Annotated in this window: 15 protein-coding genes; 9 read left to right on the forward strand and 6 right to left on the reverse strand. The window is 41.1% G+C overall.

Annotated elements, in window-relative coordinates:
• Positions 1–20: 20 nt before the first annotated feature.
• The 4 genes from ACHLI0_RS10345 to ACHLI0_RS10360 form a co-directional block, all read right to left on the reverse strand.
• Positions 21–824, reverse strand: coding sequence for a 5'-nucleotidase C-terminal domain-containing protein (locus ACHLI0_RS10345; RefSeq protein ID WP_490749092.1), 804 nt, complete (start codon positions 822–824; stop codon positions 21–23).
• A 475-nt stretch (positions 825–1,299) separates the two neighbouring features.
• Entirely contained in the window at positions 1,300–2,394 is a 1,095-nt protein-coding gene (locus ACHLI0_RS10350) for an OmpA family protein (RefSeq protein WP_490749093.1), read from the reverse strand.
• A gap of 118 nt (positions 2,395–2,512) precedes the next feature.
• Positions 2,513–5,380, reverse strand: coding sequence for a hypothetical protein (locus ACHLI0_RS10355; protein ID WP_490749094.1), 2,868 nt, complete (start codon positions 5,378–5,380; stop codon positions 2,513–2,515).
• Positions 5,381–5,771: 391 nt separating this feature from the next.
• Positions 5,772–6,719: a tyrosine-type recombinase/integrase gene (locus ACHLI0_RS10360; RefSeq protein ID WP_490749095.1), complete on the reverse strand. Its 948-nt coding sequence runs from the start codon at positions 6,717–6,719 to the stop codon at positions 5,772–5,774.
• Between the two features lie 301 nt (positions 6,720–7,020).
• Between ACHLI0_RS10360 and rplS the strand changes: the two genes are divergently transcribed.
• Both rplS and ACHLI0_RS10370 read left to right on the forward strand, forming a co-directional pair.
• Complete coding sequence (rplS, locus tag ACHLI0_RS10365; RefSeq protein WP_005675578.1) at positions 7,021–7,374, forward strand: 50S ribosomal protein L19; 354 nt, start codon at positions 7,021–7,023, stop codon at positions 7,372–7,374.
• 924 nt (positions 7,375–8,298) lie between these two features.
• The gene (locus ACHLI0_RS10370; protein WP_490749096.1) at positions 8,299–8,664 is read left to right on the forward strand and encodes a helix-turn-helix domain-containing protein; all 366 of its coding nucleotides are present in this window, start codon (positions 8,299–8,301) and stop codon (positions 8,662–8,664) included.
• Between the two features lie 97 nt (positions 8,665–8,761).
• Here ACHLI0_RS10370 and ACHLI0_RS10375 read toward each other — a convergent pair whose 3' ends face one another.
• Positions 8,762–9,742, reverse strand: a complete 981-nt coding sequence (locus ACHLI0_RS10375) for an ROK family protein (RefSeq protein ID WP_008763623.1) — start codon at positions 9,740–9,742, stop codon at positions 8,762–8,764.
• Between the two features lie 178 nt (positions 9,743–9,920).
• On the opposite strand from ACHLI0_RS10375, the gene ACHLI0_RS10380 reads away from it, so the two are divergent.
• The 6 genes from ACHLI0_RS10380 (at position 9,921) to msrB (ending at position 16,970) form a co-directional block, all read left to right on the forward strand.
• Positions 9,921–10,637: an ABC transporter ATP-binding protein gene (locus tag ACHLI0_RS10380; RefSeq protein WP_008765150.1), complete on the forward strand. Its 717-nt coding sequence runs from the start codon at positions 9,921–9,923 to the stop codon at positions 10,635–10,637.
• Between the two features lie 106 nt (positions 10,638–10,743).
• Complete coding sequence (locus tag ACHLI0_RS10385; RefSeq protein ID WP_008763621.1) at positions 10,744–12,003, forward strand: ABC transporter permease; 1,260 nt, start codon at positions 10,744–10,746, stop codon at positions 12,001–12,003.
• Positions 12,004–12,008: 5 nt separating this feature from the next.
• Complete coding sequence (locus ACHLI0_RS10390; protein ID WP_196069121.1) at positions 12,009–13,250, forward strand: ABC transporter permease; 1,242 nt, start codon at positions 12,009–12,011, stop codon at positions 13,248–13,250.
• Between the two features lie 55 nt (positions 13,251–13,305).
• The gene (locus ACHLI0_RS10395; RefSeq protein ID WP_008763619.1) at positions 13,306–14,406 is read left to right on the forward strand and encodes an efflux RND transporter periplasmic adaptor subunit; all 1,101 of its coding nucleotides are present in this window, start codon (positions 13,306–13,308) and stop codon (positions 14,404–14,406) included.
• A 19-nt stretch (positions 14,407–14,425) separates the two neighbouring features.
• Complete coding sequence (locus ACHLI0_RS10400) at positions 14,426–15,766, forward strand: TolC family protein (protein ID WP_016269884.1); 1,341 nt, start codon at positions 14,426–14,428, stop codon at positions 15,764–15,766.
• A gap of 175 nt (positions 15,767–15,941) precedes the next feature.
• Complete coding sequence (gene msrB, locus ACHLI0_RS10405) at positions 15,942–16,970, forward strand: peptide-methionine (R)-S-oxide reductase MsrB (protein ID WP_490749097.1); 1,029 nt, start codon at positions 15,942–15,944, stop codon at positions 16,968–16,970.
• Positions 16,971–17,101: 131 nt separating this feature from the next.
• On the opposite strand, the gene ACHLI0_RS10410 is transcribed toward msrB, so the two are convergent.
• Positions 17,102–17,620: a DUF3836 domain-containing protein gene (locus ACHLI0_RS10410; protein WP_490749098.1), complete on the reverse strand. Its 519-nt coding sequence runs from the start codon at positions 17,618–17,620 to the stop codon at positions 17,102–17,104.
• Between the two features lie 313 nt (positions 17,621–17,933).
• On the opposite strand from ACHLI0_RS10410, the gene ACHLI0_RS10415 reads away from it, so the two are divergent.
• On the forward strand, positions 17,934–19,883 hold the full coding sequence (locus ACHLI0_RS10415; protein ID WP_490749099.1) for a biosynthetic peptidoglycan transglycosylase: 1,950 nt from the start codon (positions 17,934–17,936) through the stop codon (positions 19,881–19,883).
• The last annotated feature ends 6 nt before the right edge of the window (positions 19,884–19,889 follow it).

Consider the following 19,889-nt stretch of genomic DNA (forward strand, 5'->3'; position numbering starts at 1 on the left):
ATTTATTCTCTTTTCATTTTTTATTTCCGGTCAGATGCCGGAACAATGGTGATACGTCCATCCAGTTTAGAGGTAATCTTCTTGCCTGCAGCTGTCTGTTGCCTTACGTAGTCGAGGAACAGTCCGCGCAATGTCAATCCATCCGGACATTCACGCTTATCCGCGTTGATAAAGGGAGTGAGTCCGTCGTTTCCATCCGCCAGATAGTCAATGGTAGCTACGGTATAGTCTTTGTCATCTTCGATCTCTTTTCCCTGTACGGTTGCTTTCAGGAGTATTCCGTCTTTTGTTATTTCCAGACGTGCTCCGCTCAGTCCTTCACCGTGCAAAGAAGCTATGACTTCCATCAGTCTTTTTATTTCCGCACCTTTCATCGTCAGTACGCAGAGAGAATTTTCAAAAGGAAGTATTTCGAAAACAGCATCGACTGTGATATCACCCTGTGGAAGTATGTTGCGCAAACCGCCCATATTCATGATTCCAATATCGGCAGGATGCTTCAGTACACGCTCTGCAGAGAGTCGCAGCACTTCGGCGACCAGATTGGAAAGCAAGCTCTCAGGACGTCCTTTGTCCATCGTCATCTCGCTGACGCCAATCACCTCATACATCATCTTATCTATTTTTTCTTTGTAGGGTTTAAGCAGGACGGCAGCCTTTTCGTCGGGGTGAGCATCCCAGGTTGAATCCATGCAAATCCGGGTTCCTTCTATCTGGGCAACTTCATAATTTGCCTGAACTTCACGGGTAGATTGGCAGGAAGTGAATAGTATTAGTCCTGTCAGAATAGCTCCCGAAGTATACTTTACGTAATTTCGTTTCATCTTCTTTCTTTTGTTTATGCTACAAATGTACATTTTATATTTTAAAGTCATGCGGAAGAAGAAGAAACTTATAGCAAGTTTAGTCCTATTTCAAGGGGAATTAGCTGCAAAATGCACTTAAAAATGTTAATTGAAAGTATTCTGAGGCAGGGTTGATTTAATTTAAAAAAGGACGTTCCCAGGGAAAAAGGGGAAATTAGGAACGTCCCTTGAATAGAGTTAGCGAAAAGTCCGGTCTTTCGCAAGTGCAGACCTTTCCTCTCTTCACTAAAATAAACTAAGGACTATAGTGGGGAAATCCTTAGTGGGGAAAAACGACTATCAGCTTCTTCACAGGAGCGCATAATCGCAAAGTAGTCGCATTCGGTACTTATTCCATCAATGATATTTCTACACCATTAGAAATTCTTTTGTACCGATGAAGCAACATATTTTTTTAGAATATCTTCTTATAGTATCTTGCTAATGACTTTGTTTATTCAGCGATACAAATACTCACACGGTTTTCTTCTGGTGCTTTATATGGCTGAACAGTGTCTCCTTTGGAATCAACCATAATTCTGTCAGTGGTTATTCCTTTTGCCTTCAAAGCATCCGCAACATTGCCTGCGCGTTTTTCAGACAACGACTTGTTGATTTTAGGATTGCCTGTATTTACATCGGCATAGCCTGTCACTTTAACCTTTGCAGCCGGATTGTTCTGCAGATATTCTACCAACATATCTATTTTTGACTTTTGATCGTCTTGTATCTTCGCTGAGTTCAAAGCAAAGAAGATATCCTGTTTCATTGGCTGTACTACAACTTCTTTCTTCGGCTGTGGCTGTTCTACCACGGGAGCAGGCTTCGGTTGTTCCACTACTACAGGTTCTGCCTCATAATATACAGGTTTAGTTTCCGTATAGCCTTTACCGAATTTAATATTCAAACCAATGAGAGCATTGAACTGCCAGTCAGCATTTCCTGCCTTCTTTGAGTTGAACTTGTCGGATAAGACATTTGCATTACCTTCGATGTTGATGGACAAGCGATCATTCAGACGCAGATTACATCCTAAACCCATGCGCCCGGCAACGAGAAACTTTCCGTCCTGCCAAAGATATTCCATCTCATAGGTTCGTGTATCAAGTGCATTCGCCTCATCGTTATCAAAGCCACGATTTAATCCTCCTCCGAGAAAGACATAACCATTGAATACACGTTTGGGATTAAAACCACAAAACAATGTGCTAAGATCAGAAACGATGTCAATGTTACCTTGCAAATATTTGTACTGGTAATCCTGTTGCGGAGAAACCCAGCCTCCTTTTGCCTGCCATCCGCTGACACCAACACGTGCCCACCATGCAGGAGCAAACTGATAACCTACGTTTATCGCTGCTGCAGGAGAAATAAGATCACTAAACTTAGCTTCGCCAAGTGTGTGAGCAGCACCTACTTGCACTTGCATAAACCAATGAGGTTTGAATTCAGTTTTACCTTCTTCTTTTATTCTTTGTTCTTGTGCGAAAATGACTGTACTACTTAACAGTAAGGCGAATACAGGCATCCACAATTTCTTTATGTTCATGCTTATCTTTTCTTTTTAATATGATACTGCATTAACTTTATTAAAGAAGGGTATCCTTCTTTTGAAAAAGATACCCTTCTTATCTTTGTCGATATTGCTATCGTGAGAAATCAATCAATTACTGATGAGTCGGAGTAATTGTCAATGTTACTGTGCTGGTTACTTCACCGAAAGTATATTTAACCGTTACAGGAATAAATAGTTTGAATGGCGCATTTATAGTAAACTTACCGTTTTCATAAACAAGATCACCAAATGTTATGTCATTACCTGATTTCTGAAGATCACATGTATAAGCAATTGACATATTAGGTGCAACGTCCTTCAACAATTTTGGAGCAGCTTCACTTGCATTCAATGTTGTCATGATCTTATCCTTATCAATTGAAATTGCATTGCCAGTAACTCCATAATAAGTATAGAAGTCTACAGGTGTAACAGCAAATGCCTTACCTCTCCAATCAGTCAAACCAAGCAGCTTGCTCATGTCGATCTTAGCAGTTCCTGTAGTTGCATCTTGCAGTTCAGCAGACTTCAAGTCAACTACATTGATAGGACGTAAGAACTTCACATCGAACTTGTTACCAGTCAATGGCAAGATTTCATCATAGTCATTAGTTACCACAATTTCAATACCTACAGTGAACGGATCCACGTTGTAAGCAGACTTATTCAACAATACTTGTGCATTCTTGTCATCCTTATCGTAAGTAATAATACCGGCAGCATCAATTGTAGCAATCTCAGTTGCAGGTTCACTATTCTTACTAGCATTCAATTGAGTACCATTATTTGCAACAGTGAATGTGTATTTATCAGTTCCGATAGTTACATCCTTAGCTCCTGAGAAGATAAACTTCGCAGTCAACTTATCCTTCGTAAATGATGGGAAGTTCGCTTCTGTAACGTTAGAAACAACAACCTTACGACCTTCAAATACATCAAACAGATCGAGTTTGAAGTCTGTTACTGCTACAGTAACCGGTTCTTTCACATCAGCTTTTACATAAGACTTATCAGGTGACCAAGCTTCAGTAATCTTCTGGTCATTCTTAATTACTCCACTAGGCATTGCGATGCTTGCTTTCATCGTAATTGTAATATCTCCACGAGTTCCGTCTACTGATTCATAAGTCACAGTAGCGAACATCTCTGTCTTCGACTTTTTAACAAGAGCCAAAGCTTCCGCCGGAGTTACTGTCCACTCTACTACTGTAGTAGCAATAGCTTCAGGATCCGTTACTTCTGTTACTGTTCCTGTACTTCCTTCACCCAAAGCGATAGCACCTCCATCATCTTTCTTCAATGTATATGCTGTATGGAAGTCAGGCTTGTTCAACTTCGCTTCAGCATAAACATCATTCATGTTGAGGTAAGTCAATTTGGCAACATTGTTCTCACAACCATAGTAATAAGTATCTTTAGTGAATACTTTACCGAATCCGTCAATTGTACCCTTAACAATCTTTGTCTTAATCCATCCTACAGCAACTACCTGATTAGGAACCTTAGTGGTATCTACCAATTCTACACGTAACAATGGCTCGCGATGTTCAGTTGCTTCAGAATCCTGACCTTTATATTCAGGGTTAATAATACCTTTAGCAGCATCACTACCATTAAAGAATGAGTTCTGTTCTGTCTCATTATTAGCTCCACCAATGTAATTGGAAGCAGTGAAGACATATTTCAGACCGTTATCTTTAATATTAGTCATCTTAACTAATTCAGTACCATTGTTTTCTTTATAATAAGTAGAGATTTTATCTGCTAATTTAAGTGTACCATCTGTAGCTACAGTGTAATCTGCATTTGCATCAATAGCTTCTTGTGCCTTACCTGCATTAGCATTAGGAGTAGAACCAGTACGAGAAATGCTTTGTCCATATAAGATTACGTCTTCTGCATCAATTTTTGTTTCTAGAACGAAGTCGCTCATAAGTACCTTATATATACTAGCGTAATCAGAGGTAATTACTTTAGCTTCGTCAGCACCAATAGCTTTGGTCTGAGCCTGCAAAGCATATACAGCTACCTTACCAGAATTCAGTGCCGGTATCTTTTCTGCATCTGCATCCATTGCAACTTTAAGATAACGTTGTCCGTCTTCGGTTACGACATCTGATTTCTTTATATTAGCAGTTGGATCCATTGCAGCAGCACGAGAAACTGGATAATAATCCTTATCGCCTGAAAGGAATTTCAGGCTTTCAATCTGTGCCATTGAAGCACTAGCCGGATTCATGTGATAATAGGCCCAAATTTGTGGAGTAATAAAAGAAGCTGTAGCAGCAACCTCATATGTTTCACCGCTTTCTGTCGGTTTAGCGTATGCTTTCTGCGACCATGCATTATAAGTCAGATTATTAGCTTTCAATGCAGAGATTCCACCTACATAGCAAGTCGGTTCAAATATTAATCCTTTCAAAGGCATAGCATCGATAACAGAAAATTCACCTGTTACTTCTTTACCGTTTTCGATCGTTACAATTCTATATCCTGTAACGACTCCTTTTTCATCAAGGATAGCAGTAATAGATCCTTTTGCAGTCTCAGGAATCGCAACAGAAGTTTTTGTGCCATCATAATAAACATAGCCACCTTTTACAGTCAGTAACAATGGATCAAATTCCTTATACGTCGGAATTTCAGGGATTTCAGGAATGTCGATAGTACCAGAACTAACTTCTTTGCCATCCTTCTTCAAAGTAATCTTACCATCCTTTGTCACATCAAGAGTATACGATGGCAATTCTTCAGGCATTGGTATAGTGTACTCTTTACTATCCGCACCAGTCACTGTTAATTTGCCTGTAGATGCATCATACACCACAGACTTCACATAGCCTCCCACTTGAGCTTGCAATTCCGAGAGAGTTTTTTCAATTCCATCGACTCTGGCATTTACCGCATCAATGTCATCATCGTAGTCTTTACAACCTACGAACGATGCACCGGTAGCAAGCGCCAACGCTCCGAAAAACATCACTCTAACAAATTTTTTCTTCATAACTACTTAAAAATTACATTAATAATATATTATTAAACACTAAGTTCAAATAATATTCGCCCGTTACTTTGTAGGTAACGGGAAACAGTCTGTAGCTACTCCTGAAGAAGCGTCTGAAGGGTAGATTAAAACATGAGTATCAAAATATATTTAACCCCTGCTTTAGAACGGCAGCAGAGGGGAGGGAAATCTTTTGCAATAATAAGAGAGCATGATGTGTTCTTCACAAAAAATCCGCAGTTTTGTTTGGTGTATTTCCTTTTTTTAGTAGTTTATCAGAAAAAATATCTTTTTTGTTTGCATGTTTTCCAAAATATGTTCATCTTTGCAGCGTATTATCTCCCCGTTACCTACAAAGTAACAGGCTTTAATTCAAATGATTACCCACCGAGAAAGACTTCCTAAAGGAAGAGAAGACCATCACATTCGCTTCATCAATTTTCTTATTCTTGAAAGGTTTCAGATAAGTCTCTGTGACAGTGATAGATGAATGTCCCATCGCTTCTGAAATGACACCGGGATGTACCTCACAATAATAAGCCATCGTAGCCCATGTGTGACGCGCCGTATATGAACTCAGATCCGTAGTCAGTCCCAACACTTGTTTCAGAATCATCAGCTGATAATTAAAGTTACGCAATGCCAACTGGTATTCCTTATATGCCTCTTCCGTTCCTTCCTTGCTGGAAATCAACGAAAAGAGATAAGGAGAAGCAGGATCGGTATTCATATGCTGTTTGATCAATTTCACCGCTTCCGGCAAAAGAGTCACAGTCAGCATTCTGCCCGTTTTCCTCCGACGATAAGTAAGCACATTTCCATCTATATCATGCTTTTTCAGATAAGCAAGATCGACGAAAGGCATACCACGCAGCAAAAACATTAATATGAAAAAACCACGAGCACGCTGCAATTCCCTGTTTCCCGAATGCAACTGTTTCGGAAGTTCTTTCATAAGACGTTCCAAATCCTCTTTTTCCAATGCACGCTTTTTATCAGCGCGTGTCCCCGTATAGACATACCGGAAATGATGCGGTACATAAGGTGCAATGCGTCGGTCTACTGCCCGATTGTACACAGCTCTCAGCGTACGCATATAGGTAGAAACCGTATTCCAGCTACAATTTCTTCCACGCAGATACGCTTCAAAACTTTTCAAAAACTCCGGAGTCACTTTTCGAAAAGGCAGATTCCCGCTTTCATTGAATGCAAGGATTGCACTCATGCTACTCCTGTAAATATGGGCGGTCCCATAATTCCCACTTTCCCGTAGCCCGTCGGCTACCTTTTTCATAAATGAAATTAAATTCCCCATTTTTTACTGTTTAAAATGATCAATAAAGGCTGCTGCAAAAGAGAAGTGAACCCTTCTCCACATTCCCCGGCAGCGCCTTTTTTCCTATTCCCAATCATAAAGATACAAATCTATTGCCACATTTGTTTGATGTAACCCTAAAAACATTCGATACCAGTTCCCAGCCGATCATTTTCTCCAAAACATTTGGCTATCTGATAAATAATTCGTTACTTTGCACCGCTTTCGCGCAATCGCTGTCAAGAGAAGAGATACTTGGTATGTTGCGTTGTAACGATAAAACAATTTAATAATAGCAACAATGGATTTAATTAAAATTGCAGAAGAAGCATTTGCTACCGGTAAACAGCACCCGAGCTTCAAAGCAGGAGACACTGTAACAGTAGCATATCGTATCATCGAGGGTAACAAAGAACGTGTACAGTTGTACCGTGGTGTTGTTATCAAAATCGCCGGTCATGGAGACAAGAAACGTTTTACTGTACGTAAAATGTCAGGTACTGTAGGTGTAGAAAGAATTTTCCCAATCGAATCACCGGCTATCGATAGCATCGAAGTGAACAAGGTAGGTAAAGTTCGTCGCGCTAAATTGTATTACCTGCGCGCTCTTACTGGTAAGAAAGCTAGAATCAAAGAAAAAAGAGTTAACAACTAAGCTGAACTCTGAGATTCGAAATAAAAAAGAGGAAGTTCCGGTAACGGGATTTCCTCTTTTTTATTTCAAGTCTTTCTCTTCCATACTTTTGTCATAACGAGCGTTTGAACATAGTGACACCATCCTGCTGGTATAGTGTTACCATACCTACCGGATACCGACAGTATGTGATCAGGATAGTGTCATCATCGCAAAAGTCTCTATTGTTCGATTGGCAACAATAGAGAAAGCGGAATTCAATGTCCCATTTTTAAGATTTCCACTATTAATAAACAGAAAAAATCTGTGTTTCAGACAAATTATTGCATAAAATCACTTATAAATATGCAATATACAACTATTTTTCTGCATAAAACCAAAGCAATATGCAAGTTTTCAAAGGATTAAAAAGTGGGTTTGGTTTTAAAGGAACGAGGCGTTGGTTTTAAACCAACGGTATCTTTCTTTAAAACCAAGTTCATTTTACCCAAAGATTATCACAAACTCATCTACTTTCAGACGATTTGAATTCTATTTCAACTCCTGCTCCCAACATTCAACAAGTATCATTTTGTTTACCTAAAAACGATATTCTCAAATAATGCACTATTAGTAAGTGCACAAACAGATCAAATAAATAGCAAAACACGAGATATACAAGCATGAAGAGAACCATAGATGCAAAATTTATCGGTTATTCATAGAGCGGATCAGGAATTGATATTTTTTTAGCAACCATAGATGCATAAAATGTTCTAAAGTCTATTTCGAAGGAAAGATTCGTTTTTCCATATAAGTACCTATCACCTACCTCCTCACTTTATATATTGAAAAATAGTACATTGTTTTGTTTTTCAATACATAATAATTATCTTTGAATAAAAGAGTGCAATCATGAGAGTATAGCCAAAAGTAAAATAATTGAGATGTTAAAAACGTATAGATATGGCAAAGATTCAGAATGAGACTGCTTATAAAGCTGCAATGGAAAGAATAGAAGAACTTCTTCCATTAGTTGATGATGACACTCCTTTATCTGACAAAAATCTTATTGAACTAGATTTATTGTCAGCACTTGTAGAGGAATACAAGGATGAGTATTATCCAATAAAAACTCCTTCTTTGGTTGATATCATAAAACTTCGTATGTATGAAATGGGACTTAGTCAGGCTAAATTATCAGAATTGCTTGGAGTCAGTCCTTCCCGTATCAGTGATTATTTTACTGGCAGAAGCGAACCAACCTTAAAAGTAGCTCGTAAAATTAGCAGAAAATTGAATATCGATGTCAATATTGTATTAGGGGTATAAGATTCTTTGTTATTTTTCAGCATGCCTGTAAAACAAAAAATCCCCGGAAACTCAACGCCCCCGGGGATCCAATTACCTTTATTATAAAAAAATGATATTATTCTTTCAGATCTTTCAATTCCCAAGCCAAAGCACTGGCGCCCAGTACAGCAGCATCAGAATCTTTCAGTTCGGAAACAAGCAATTTAGTCTTGCCTTTATAGATATTCAGGATATTGTCATCGATTGCTTTCTGAATCGGTTTCATGATATAATCACCCGACTTAGCCAAACCACCGAACAATACAATTGCTTCAGGGCTGGAGAATGCAATAGCGTCTGCCAAAGCCTCACCTAAAATATTACCTGTAAATTCGAAGATTTCCTGTGCCAGTTTATCACCTTGTACAGCTGCATCATATACATCTTTTGAAGTGATGTTTTCAGCAGGAATATTACGAAGCAGGCTTGCATCAGTACGAGCAGCCAGGAATTCACGAGCAGTACGAGCTACACCGGTAGCCGAACAGTAAGTTTCCAGACAGCCTTTACGACCGCAACCACAAACACGACCGTCACGACGTGCAATTACGTGGCCCAATTCTCCGGCAAAACCGTCATGACCATAAACCATCTGACCGTTGATAACGATACCGCTACCTACACCTGTACCCAGAGTGATCATAATAAAATCTTTCATACCACGGGCAGCGCCGTAAGTCATTTCACCGATAGCAGCAGCATTAGCATCATTGGTCAAAGCAGTAGGAATACCCAGTCTTTCTTCAAACATAGCAGCCAACGGAAGAATTCCTTTCCAAGGCAAGTTCGGAGCAAATTCAATAGTTCCGGTATAATAGTTACCATTAGGAGCACCGACACCGATACCTCTGATCTTATCTACACCACCATTAGCGATGATCAACGGAAGCAAGTTTTTGCATACTTCGTCAGCATATTCTGCAGCAGTCGGATAGCCGGCTGTTTTAATCGAGCTACTGGCAATAATAGTTCCGCGTGCGTCTACAATCCCAAAGACGGTGTTTGTTCCGCCTATGTCAATACCTACTACGTAGGGTTTCTCCATGTTTGAATTCATGATACTTTATTTAAAAGGGTTAGTTAATTATAAAGTTTACTGCACACAAATTACGTAAAGAAGATTGAGTCTACAAAATGTTTTTTCAAAAAAGTTCACTCTGTTTGCAACTTTTCGTATCTTTCATGCGTCTAATAGTGAAAAATAAAAAGAAAAAAGAAACTTAATAAGGGAAATTGTGATAAAACTAACAGACATTAACAAGACCTACAACAACGGAGCACCTCTCCATGTACTCAAGGGCATCAATCTCGACATTCAGCGAGGTGAGTTCGTTTCCATCATGGGAGCTTCGGGTTCGGGCAAATCTACTTTACTAAACATATTAGGAATACTCGATAACTACGATACCGGGGATTATTATCTGAACAACGTACTTATCAAAGACTTGAGCGAAACGAAAGCCGCCGAGTATCGAAACCGTATGATCGGATTTATTTTCCAGTCATTCAACCTGATATCATTCAAGGATGCCGTAGAAAACGTGGCACTTCCCTTATTTTATCAAGGTGTGAGCCGCAAAAAGCGGAATGCACTCGCTCTGGAATATCTCGACCGACTGGGACTAAAGGAGTGGGCACACCACATGCCAAATGAGATGAGTGGCGGACAAAAACAACGTGTAGCCATCGCCCGCGCATTAATCACCCAGCCGCAAATCATCCTTGCCGACGAACCAACAGGTGCTCTGGACAGCAAAACTTCCGTAGAAGTAATGCAGATATTGAAAGACTTGCATCGAATGGGAATGACCATCGTCGTCGTAACCCACGAAAGCGGTGTTGCCAACCAAACGGACAAGATCATCCATATCAAAGATGGTATTATCGAACGGATTGAAGAGAACCTCGACCACGACGCCTCTCCATTCGGCCAAAACGGAATTATGAAATAAGTAATAGGTAATAAGTATTAGGTATTAATTCCATGCGGTCACAGCGCAGCCTAATACTTAATACCTAATACTTATTACCTATTACTTATAACTTATTACTTAAAATATGATTGATATTTGGCAAGAAATATATAGTACCATCAAACGCAATAAGTTGAGGACTTTTCTCACCGGATTTGCCGTCGCATGGGGAATATTTATGCTCATCGTCCTGCTGGGAGCCGGCAACGGGCTGATTCACGCGTTCGAACAGTCGGCTTCGGAACGGGCCATGAACTCCATCAAGATTTTTCCGGGGTGGACCAGTAAATCATACGACGGTCTGAAGGAAGGAAGGCGGATACGACTGGATAACAAAGACTTGAATACGACCAATAAGAATTTTCCGGATCATGTCATCAAGGCCGGAGCAACCGTATATCAGGGAGGTGTGAACCTTAGCTTCGGACCGGAATATGTCAACCTGAATCTTTCCGGAGTATATCCCAACCATACGGAAGTGGAAGTAGTAAAGCTTTTCAAGGGACGTTTCATTAACGAAATCGATATTAAAGAACGACGGAAAGTAATTGTACTCCACAAAAAGACTGCCGAAATCCTGTTCGACAAAACACATACCGATCCCATCGGACAATTCGTGAATGCGGGTAATGTTGTCTATCAGGTAGTAGGACTGTACAATGACAAAGGTGACAGCGGAGACAGCGACGCTTATCTTCCGTTCACAACTCTGCAAACGATTTATAATAAAGGAGACAAGCTGAATAACCTCATCATGACCACCAAGAATTTGGAAACAATAGAGTCTAACGAGGAATTCGAAGCCCACTACCGTAAAGTGATCGGCGCCAACCAGCGTTTTGACCCGACCGACCATAGCGCCATCTGGATATGGAATCGTTTCACCAATTATCTGCAGCAACAGCAAGGATCGGCGATGCTTCGTATTGCCATTTGGGTGATTGGCATTTTCACCTTATTAAGTGGAATTGTCGGAGTTTCGAACATTATGCTGATTACCGTTAAAGAGCGTACCCGAGAATTTGGCATCCGCAAAGCGCTCGGAGCCAAACCGCTTTCTATCCTTTGGCTGATAATCGTAGAGAGTGTCACGATTACCACCATATTCGGATATATAGGTATGGTGGCAGGTATCGGAGCCACCGAATGGATGAACAATGCCTTCGGAAACCAGACTATGGATAACGGTATATGGTCCGAAACGGTATTCCTGAATCCAACGGTTGACATAGGAATTGCCATCCAAGCTACACTCACATTAGTAATAGCCGGAACATTAGCCGGATTGTTCCCTGCCCGCAAGGCAGTCAGCATCCGGCCGATCGAAGCACTTAGAGCCGATTAAAGATTATGAGAATAGACATAGATACTTGTGAGGAAATCCTCATCACCATCACAAGAAATAAAACAAGAAGCCTGCTGACGGCATTCGGTGTATTCTGGGGAATCTTCATGCTCGTGGCGCTTATCGGCGGCGGACAGGGATTGCAGGATATGATGCAAAAGAACTTTGAGGGATTCGCCACCAACTCCGGCTTCCTTGCCGCCCAAAAAACGGGAGAAGCCTATAAAGGATTTCGTAAAGGACGCTGGTGGGATCTGGAAGCCATCGACATCGAACGCCTCCGCTCGCAGGTAAAGGATGTGGAAGTCATCACCCCTTCCGTTGCCCGTTGGGGATCCAACGCTATTTATGGAGACAAGAAATACGATTGCAGTGTGAAAGGATTATATCCCGACTATCTCCATATCGAATCACAGGAAATGGCATACGGGCGTTTTATCAACGACGTAGATATCCGAGAAGCGCGTAAGGTCTGCGTTATTGGCAAGCGTGTTTACGAAAGCCTGTTCAAACCGGGAGAAGACCCGTGCGGCAAATATGTACGGGTAGACGGCATCTATTATCAAGTCATCGGTATGTCTTCTTCCGAAGGAGATATGAACATACAGGGACGTGCCTCGGAAGCTGTCACCCTTCCATTCACCACCATGCAGCAGACTTATAATCTGGGCGGACAAATTGATGTAATCTGCTTCACCGTCAAACGAGGAGTAAAGGTATCCGATGTACAACCCCAGATGGAAGGAATCATCAAGGCAGCACACTATATTGCCCCTAATGACAAGCAGGCGCTTATGTATCTGAACGCTGAAGCAATGTTTTCCATGGTGGACAACTTATTCACCGGTATCCATATTCTGATCTGGATGGTAGGTTTGGGTACATTGCTGGCAGGCGCCATCGGTGTATCGAATATCATGATGGTGACAGTGAAAGAACGCACTACAGAAATCGGCATACGCCGTGCCATCGGTGCTCGCCCCAAAGACATCCTGCAGCAAATCTTATCTGAAAGCATGGTTTTGACAACTATCGCCGGTATGTTCGGAATTTCTTTTGCCGTCATGGTGCTGCAACTGGTTGAGATGGGAGCGAACTCCAACGGAGGAGATGCCCATTTCCAAGTCAGCTTCGGATTAGCAGTCGGAACCTGCGCCCTGCTGATCGCATTAGGTATGTTGGCAGGACTGGCACCTGCTTACCGTGCGATGGCTATCAAACCGATTGAAGCGATCAGAGATGAGTAGAAGTGGAGAGTTGAGAGTTAAATGAAGAATTAAAAATTAAACATATATATTCAAAATGAAAAAGTATCTGAAAATCACATTATTGGTAATTATTGCCATAATCCTTGTCGGAACGTTCGTATTTCTTTATCAGAAATCCAAGCCTAAAGTAATCGTATATGAAACACTGGCAGCAGAAGTCACGGACCTTGAAAAGACTACAGTAGCCACCGGAAAGGTAGAGCCGAGAGATGAAATTTTAATCAAGCCTCAGATTTCCGGTATTGTAGACGAGGTATTCAAAGAAGCGGGACAGAGCGTAAAAAAGGGGGAAGTAATCGCCAAAGTCAAAGTAATTCCCGAACTCGGACAACTGAACTCCGCAGAAAGTCGCGTCCGCCTGGCAGAGATCAATGCAAAGCAGGCCGAAACAGACTTTACCCGTATCAAGAAGTTATATGAAGATCAGCTTATCAGTCGTGAAGATTACGAAAAAGGAGAAGTAGCGGTAAAGCAGGCACGGGAAGAGAATCAGACTGCCAAAGATAATCTGGAAATTATAAAAGAAGGAATCACTAAAAACAGTGCTTCATTCAGTAGCACCATGATCCGCTCTACCATTGACGGACTAATTCTGGACGTACCAGTGAAAGCCGGTAACTCCGTAATCATGAGTAATACATTCAACGATGGTACCACCATTGCTACGGTGGCAAATATGAATGACCTGATTTTCAGGGGTAATATTGACGAAACCGAAGTAGGACGCATCCATGAAGGAATGCCGATTAAACTGACGATCGGAGCTTTACAGAATCTGACTTTTGATGCTATTCTCGAATATATTTCACCGAAAGGAGTAGAAACCAACGGAGCCAATCAATTTGAAATCAAGGCTGCCATCACTGTTCCGGATACCGTGCAGATTCGTTCCGGCTATTCCGCCAATGCAGAGATTGTGCTCCAGCGTGCCAGCAAAGTACTGGCAGTACCCGAAAGTACGATTGAGTTCAGCGGTGACTCTACATTTGTGTATATCATGACGGACTCTGTACCACAACAGAAGTTCGAACGTACACAGGTGACTACCGGAATGAGTGACGGTATCAAGATTGAGATAAAAAAAGGTGTAACCGCTCAGACCAAATTACGCGGTGCTGAGAAAAAAGATAAATAACTAAACTTCGACTATAACAATGAGAATAAAATTAGCATTCATACTTTTGACCGGAGCTATGATAGTTTCTGCACAGGAATCCGAAGTACTATTAAAAAATTATACATTACGCCAATGTATCGATTACGCCATTGAACATAATATCACTGTACGACAATCTGCCAATGAAGTAGAACAAAGCGCTGTTGAAGTTAGCTCGGCAAAGTGGGCACGGCTACCGTCCCTCAACGGTTCCGCTGGAGAGAATTGGGCATGGGGACGTAGTGGAGTTACCGAAAAAGACGCTGATGGAAAAGAATTTCAGGTATATAAAAATACATACAATTACGGTACAAACGTATCACTCTCCGCCAGCATCCCATTGTTTACAGGTTTCGAATTACCTAATCAATATGCGCTTGCCAAACTAAATTTCAAGGCAGCCGTAGCTGATTTGAATAAAGCCAAAGATGATATCGCTATCCAAGTCGCTTCCGCCTATCTGCAAGTACTATTGAACCAAGAGTTGAGACAAGTCGCTATCAACCAGACCAAGCTAAGCAAAGAACAGGCAGATCGGATTGCCCGTCTGCAAGAGGTAGGGAAAGCATCTCCTGCGGAAGTGGCAGAAGGTATGGCACGTGTTGCCCAAGACAAGTTATATGCAACCCAAGCTGATAATAATTATCAGATAGCACTCCTTGATTTAAGCCAGTTGCTAGAATTAGAAACTCCCCGGCTATTCTCCATCCAAAATGCTGATACGACATTTATTCTTAATCCATTGACACCGCCAGACGAAATTTACCAGTATGCACTTACTTCAAAACCGGAAATTCAAGCTGCTCAGTACCGATTGTCCGGAAGCGAAAAAAGTATTCGCATTGCACAAAGCGGTTTTTACCCACAACTCAATTTAGGAGGCAACTGGGGCACAAGTTATTCTTCGGCTCTAACCCCCACTTTCGGACAGCAAATGAAAGACAATCGTAACAAGAGCTTAGGTCTCAGTCTTAGTGTTCCTATATTTAACAGATTTACTACCCGAAATCGTGTCCGCACTGCACGTCTGAGACATCTTAATATGAGTCTGCAACTGGATAACGCCAAGAAAGTACTTTATAAAGAAATCCAGCAAGCCTGGTATAATGCAGTAGCTGCAGAAAGTAAATATAACTCCAGCGAAGTTGCAGTGAAAGCCAACGAAGAATCTTTTCGGTTGATGAGCGAAAAATTCAATAACGGTAAAGCTACTTTTGTGGAATACAATGAAGCGAAACTAAACCTGACCAAAGCACTGTCGGATAAACTGCAAGCTAAATACGATTATCTATTCCGTACTAAAATACTGGATTTCTATAAAGGAGAAATCATAGAATAGAACAGATTTCCAGCTATTTATCAAAAGCCTTAAAAATAGAATACATCGGAAACGTATTCTATTTTAAGACTTTACTCATGTTTTCAAACTTCCCCAAAAGCACTTGTTATTTATGTAAGAGATTTCTAAAACATATCCACCGGTTCATCCGTTACTATAGAAAGAACCAACAGTTATGAAACATATAATCATCGCAGTGATTCTAACAATTAGTAATGTATTTTTAGGAATTGCAAAACCAATGAAAAGTCAAGCGGAAATTTATTTTGCAGGAGGATGTTTTTGGGGAACCGAACACTTCCTGAAACAAATCAGAGGAGTAGAAAGTACTCAGGTGGGATATGCCAACAGCACTGTTGCCAATCCCAGTTATGAACAGGTGTGTTCGGGCAAGACAAATGCTGCCGAAACAGTGAAGGTTGTCTATGATCCGGAAGAAGTAAATCTGAGTTTATTGCTCAACCTCTATTTTCAGACAATCGATCCGACCAGCCTCAACCGACAGGGGAACGATCGTGGTACACAGTACAGAACCGGTATATATTATATCAATAAAGCCGATCTCCCCACCATCAATCAGGCGATCCAGGCATTAGCCACTCAATACAACAAACCGATTGCCGTTGAAGTGGAGCCATTGAAAAACTTTTATCCGGCAGAAGTCTATCACCAAGATTATCTGGATAAGAATCCGGGCGGATATTGCCATATCAATCCGGCTTTATTTGAAATGGCACGAAAAGCGAATGCTCCCAAGACCGCAACTTATCAAAAACCGGACGATGCCACTCTCCGTAAGAAATTATCTGCCGAACAGTATGCAGTGACTCAGAAAAATGCCACAGAGCCGGCTTTCCATAACGAGTTCTGGAATGAACACCGCCCCGGCATTTATGTAGATATCACTACCGGAGAACCGTTGTTTGTTTCCACAGACAAATTTGATTCCGGTTGTGGATGGCCCAGTTTTTCCAAACCGATTCAGAAAGAGCTAATCGCAGAGAAGAAAGATACTACTCACGGAATGATACGGACAGAAGTACGCAGCAAGACAGGAGATGCGCATTTAGGACATGTATTTACAGACGGGCCAAAGGACAAAGGCGGATTGCGGTATTGTATCAATAGTGCTTCGCTGCGTTTTATCCCGAAAGAAAAAATGAAAGAAGAAGGATATGGAGAATATCTGCCGCTCATTAAATAGAACAACCTAGTAAACAGCACCGCTTTCAGACAGATACAATAAAAACGGCGGATTCCCTCGTTTGGGTAATCCACCGTTTTCGTTTGTTAAAACCTTAAGAGAGAAAGAGAATTTCACAATCCCCGGTATTATTATCTTCCGGCAAGCAGCAAGTCTGCTTCATCTGTTACCGGAATCTGTATATTCATAGCCCAGTTGCCGGCTGATTCTTCAATCCATTTATAGTCATTCCACTTGTAGTTCATATACGCGATCGGCATATTAGCATCATTCAGTTCATAAACACTCTTTTCTACAGAATCATCATAAGCTCTGTGAGAATTATTCCAACGTGCATATACCAATGTGATTTCATTAGAAGAATAAGTATAATCGATCTTGAAATACGGAATCCATTTTTCAGTGGATGAGTCCCACTTGAAAGCTTCTTTAGCTGCTACTCTCTTTTGATCATCATAAATAAAATCATATTTCATGTGACGATAGAGAGAACCATCCAGTCTGTAAATCACCTTCGAAACAACAAGATCATCTACTATCTCTTCATTAGTAATGAAGTTATTGTCCTGTGCTTTCAACTCTGTATTAGCGATACCAGCAGCTACCATTGCCACTAAAACCATCATTCTGAATAATACTGTAGTTTTCATAATTGTATATTTTTTATTAGTTCAACTTTCTTTTTTTGTTCTTCTGTTTATTAGACGGAACGTCTATATGGAATGGTTGCAACTATCTGAACTTTTTTTCATCTTTTTTGTTGCCCGCCTTCGACTCTATAAATGCAAGGGGTATGCCAAAACGATAAACAGCTAATAATCAACACAAAGAATAAAAAATAAGATGTACGAAAATGAACAGTTGTACGCTCATAAGCGGACACACTAATAAAAAAGACTGTTTATATCTTGTTGAACAGAATATTATCTACCTTTGCAGCCAATAACTTATTAAAGGCAAAAGATGAAAAAGAACAGCAAAAAAAGTATTCTTCTTCTATCAATCGGAGGAGGCTTGTTTATCTGCCTTATCAGTATCTATTTGAGCCGCAATATGCTTCTGCAAAGCATAACTAACAAGCGCACGACTCATATTGAACAAACATACGGACTGCAAATTCATTATCAGAATCTACAGATGAAGGGATGTAACGAAGTTACCCTGCAAGGGCTTTCCATCGTTCCCGCCCAACGGGATACCCTTCTTACACTACAATCCGTCAACGTCAGGCTGAATTTCTGGAAACTGCTGAAAGGAAATATTGAAGTCCGCAATGTCCGTATGGACGGACTGGCAATCGCTTTTATCAAACGGGACAGTGTAGCCAACTATGATTTTCTATTCTCCGGACACCGCCCGGAAGCAACCACAGAGGCAGTCATAGAAACCAATTACGTCCATCGCATCAACCGAATATTAAACTTAATATATGGTTTCCTCCCTGAAAACGGTCAACTGACTCAACTTAATATAACCGAACGAAAAGACAGCAATTTCGTAACGGTCAATATCCCCACCTTTACAATCGAAAACAATCGCTTTCAGTCCACTATCAAAATAAAAGAAGATACACTGACTCAACAATGGGAAGCAGCAGGAGAACTGAACAGAAAGGTACATACCCTGCAGGCAGAACTTTTTGCCACAGAGAAAAAGAAAGTTTCAATACCGTATATCAACCGCCGTTTTGGAGCAGAAGTTACTTTCGATACCTTATATTATAGTATGACTAAAGAAAATCGTACCGAAAACCAACTGCAACTTGACGGTAAGGCGAAAGTAAGCGGACTTGATGTATTTCACAAAGCACTTTCTCCCGAAGTGATCCATCTGGATCGCGGACAACTCACGTATCAGATGAATATCGGCAAGCAAACGCTGGAACTGGACAGTACGACGACGGTATTATTCAACCAAATACTATTTCATCCCTATCTGCGGGCAGAAAAGAATGAAAATCAATGGCACTTCACTGCTGCCACAGATAAATCATGGTTTCCGGCCGACGAACTATTCAGTTCTTTGCCCAAAGGCTTATTCAGCAATCTGGAAGGTATAAAAACAAGTGGTGAGCTGGCTTATCATTTTCTGTTAGATATTGATTTTGCCCGACTAGACAGCCTTAAGTTTGAGTCCGAATTGAAAGAAAAAGATTTTCGGATAATAGAATATGGTGCAACATCTCTTTCAAAAATGAGCGAAGAGTTTGTCTATACCGCCTATGAAAACGGAGTACCGGTCAGAACATTTCCTGTCGGACCTTCATGGGAACATTTTACTCCTTTGGACAGCATTTCTCCATTGCTGCGGATGTCGGTCATGCAAAGTGAGGACGGAGCTTTTTTCTACCACAAGGGCTTTTTGCCTGATGCGATGCGTGAAGCTTTGATTTATGACCTGCAAGTCGAACGTTTCGCCAGAGGAGGCAGCACAATTACCATGCAGCTGGTAAAAAACGTATTTCTCAACCGGAACAAGAACTTTGCCCGCAAATTGGAAGAAGCGCTCATCGTATGGCTGATAGAGACAGAAAGGCTGACTTCTAAAGAACGTATGTATGAAGTTTATCTGAACATAGCCGAATGGGGACCGCTGGTTTATGGTATTCAGGAAGCCTCTGCCTATTATTTCAACAAACGCCCTTCGCAACTCACGACCGAAGAAAGTATTTTTCTGGCTTCTATTATCCCGAAGCCTAAACACTTCCGCAGTTCCTTTGCGGAAAACGGACGGTTGAAAGAGAATATGGAAGGCTATTATAAGCTGATTGCCGGACGCCTCGCCAAGAAAGGATTAATAAGTGAAATCGAGGCGGATAGTATCCGCCCCGATATCCAAGTTACGGGCGACGCCCTGAATAGTCTAGTCGGCGAAACGCCGGAGTCCAGTTCTCCTACCGCTGAGGAGCAATAATTTATT

Source organism: Bacteroides sp. RCH18 (genome assembly GCF_058231005.1).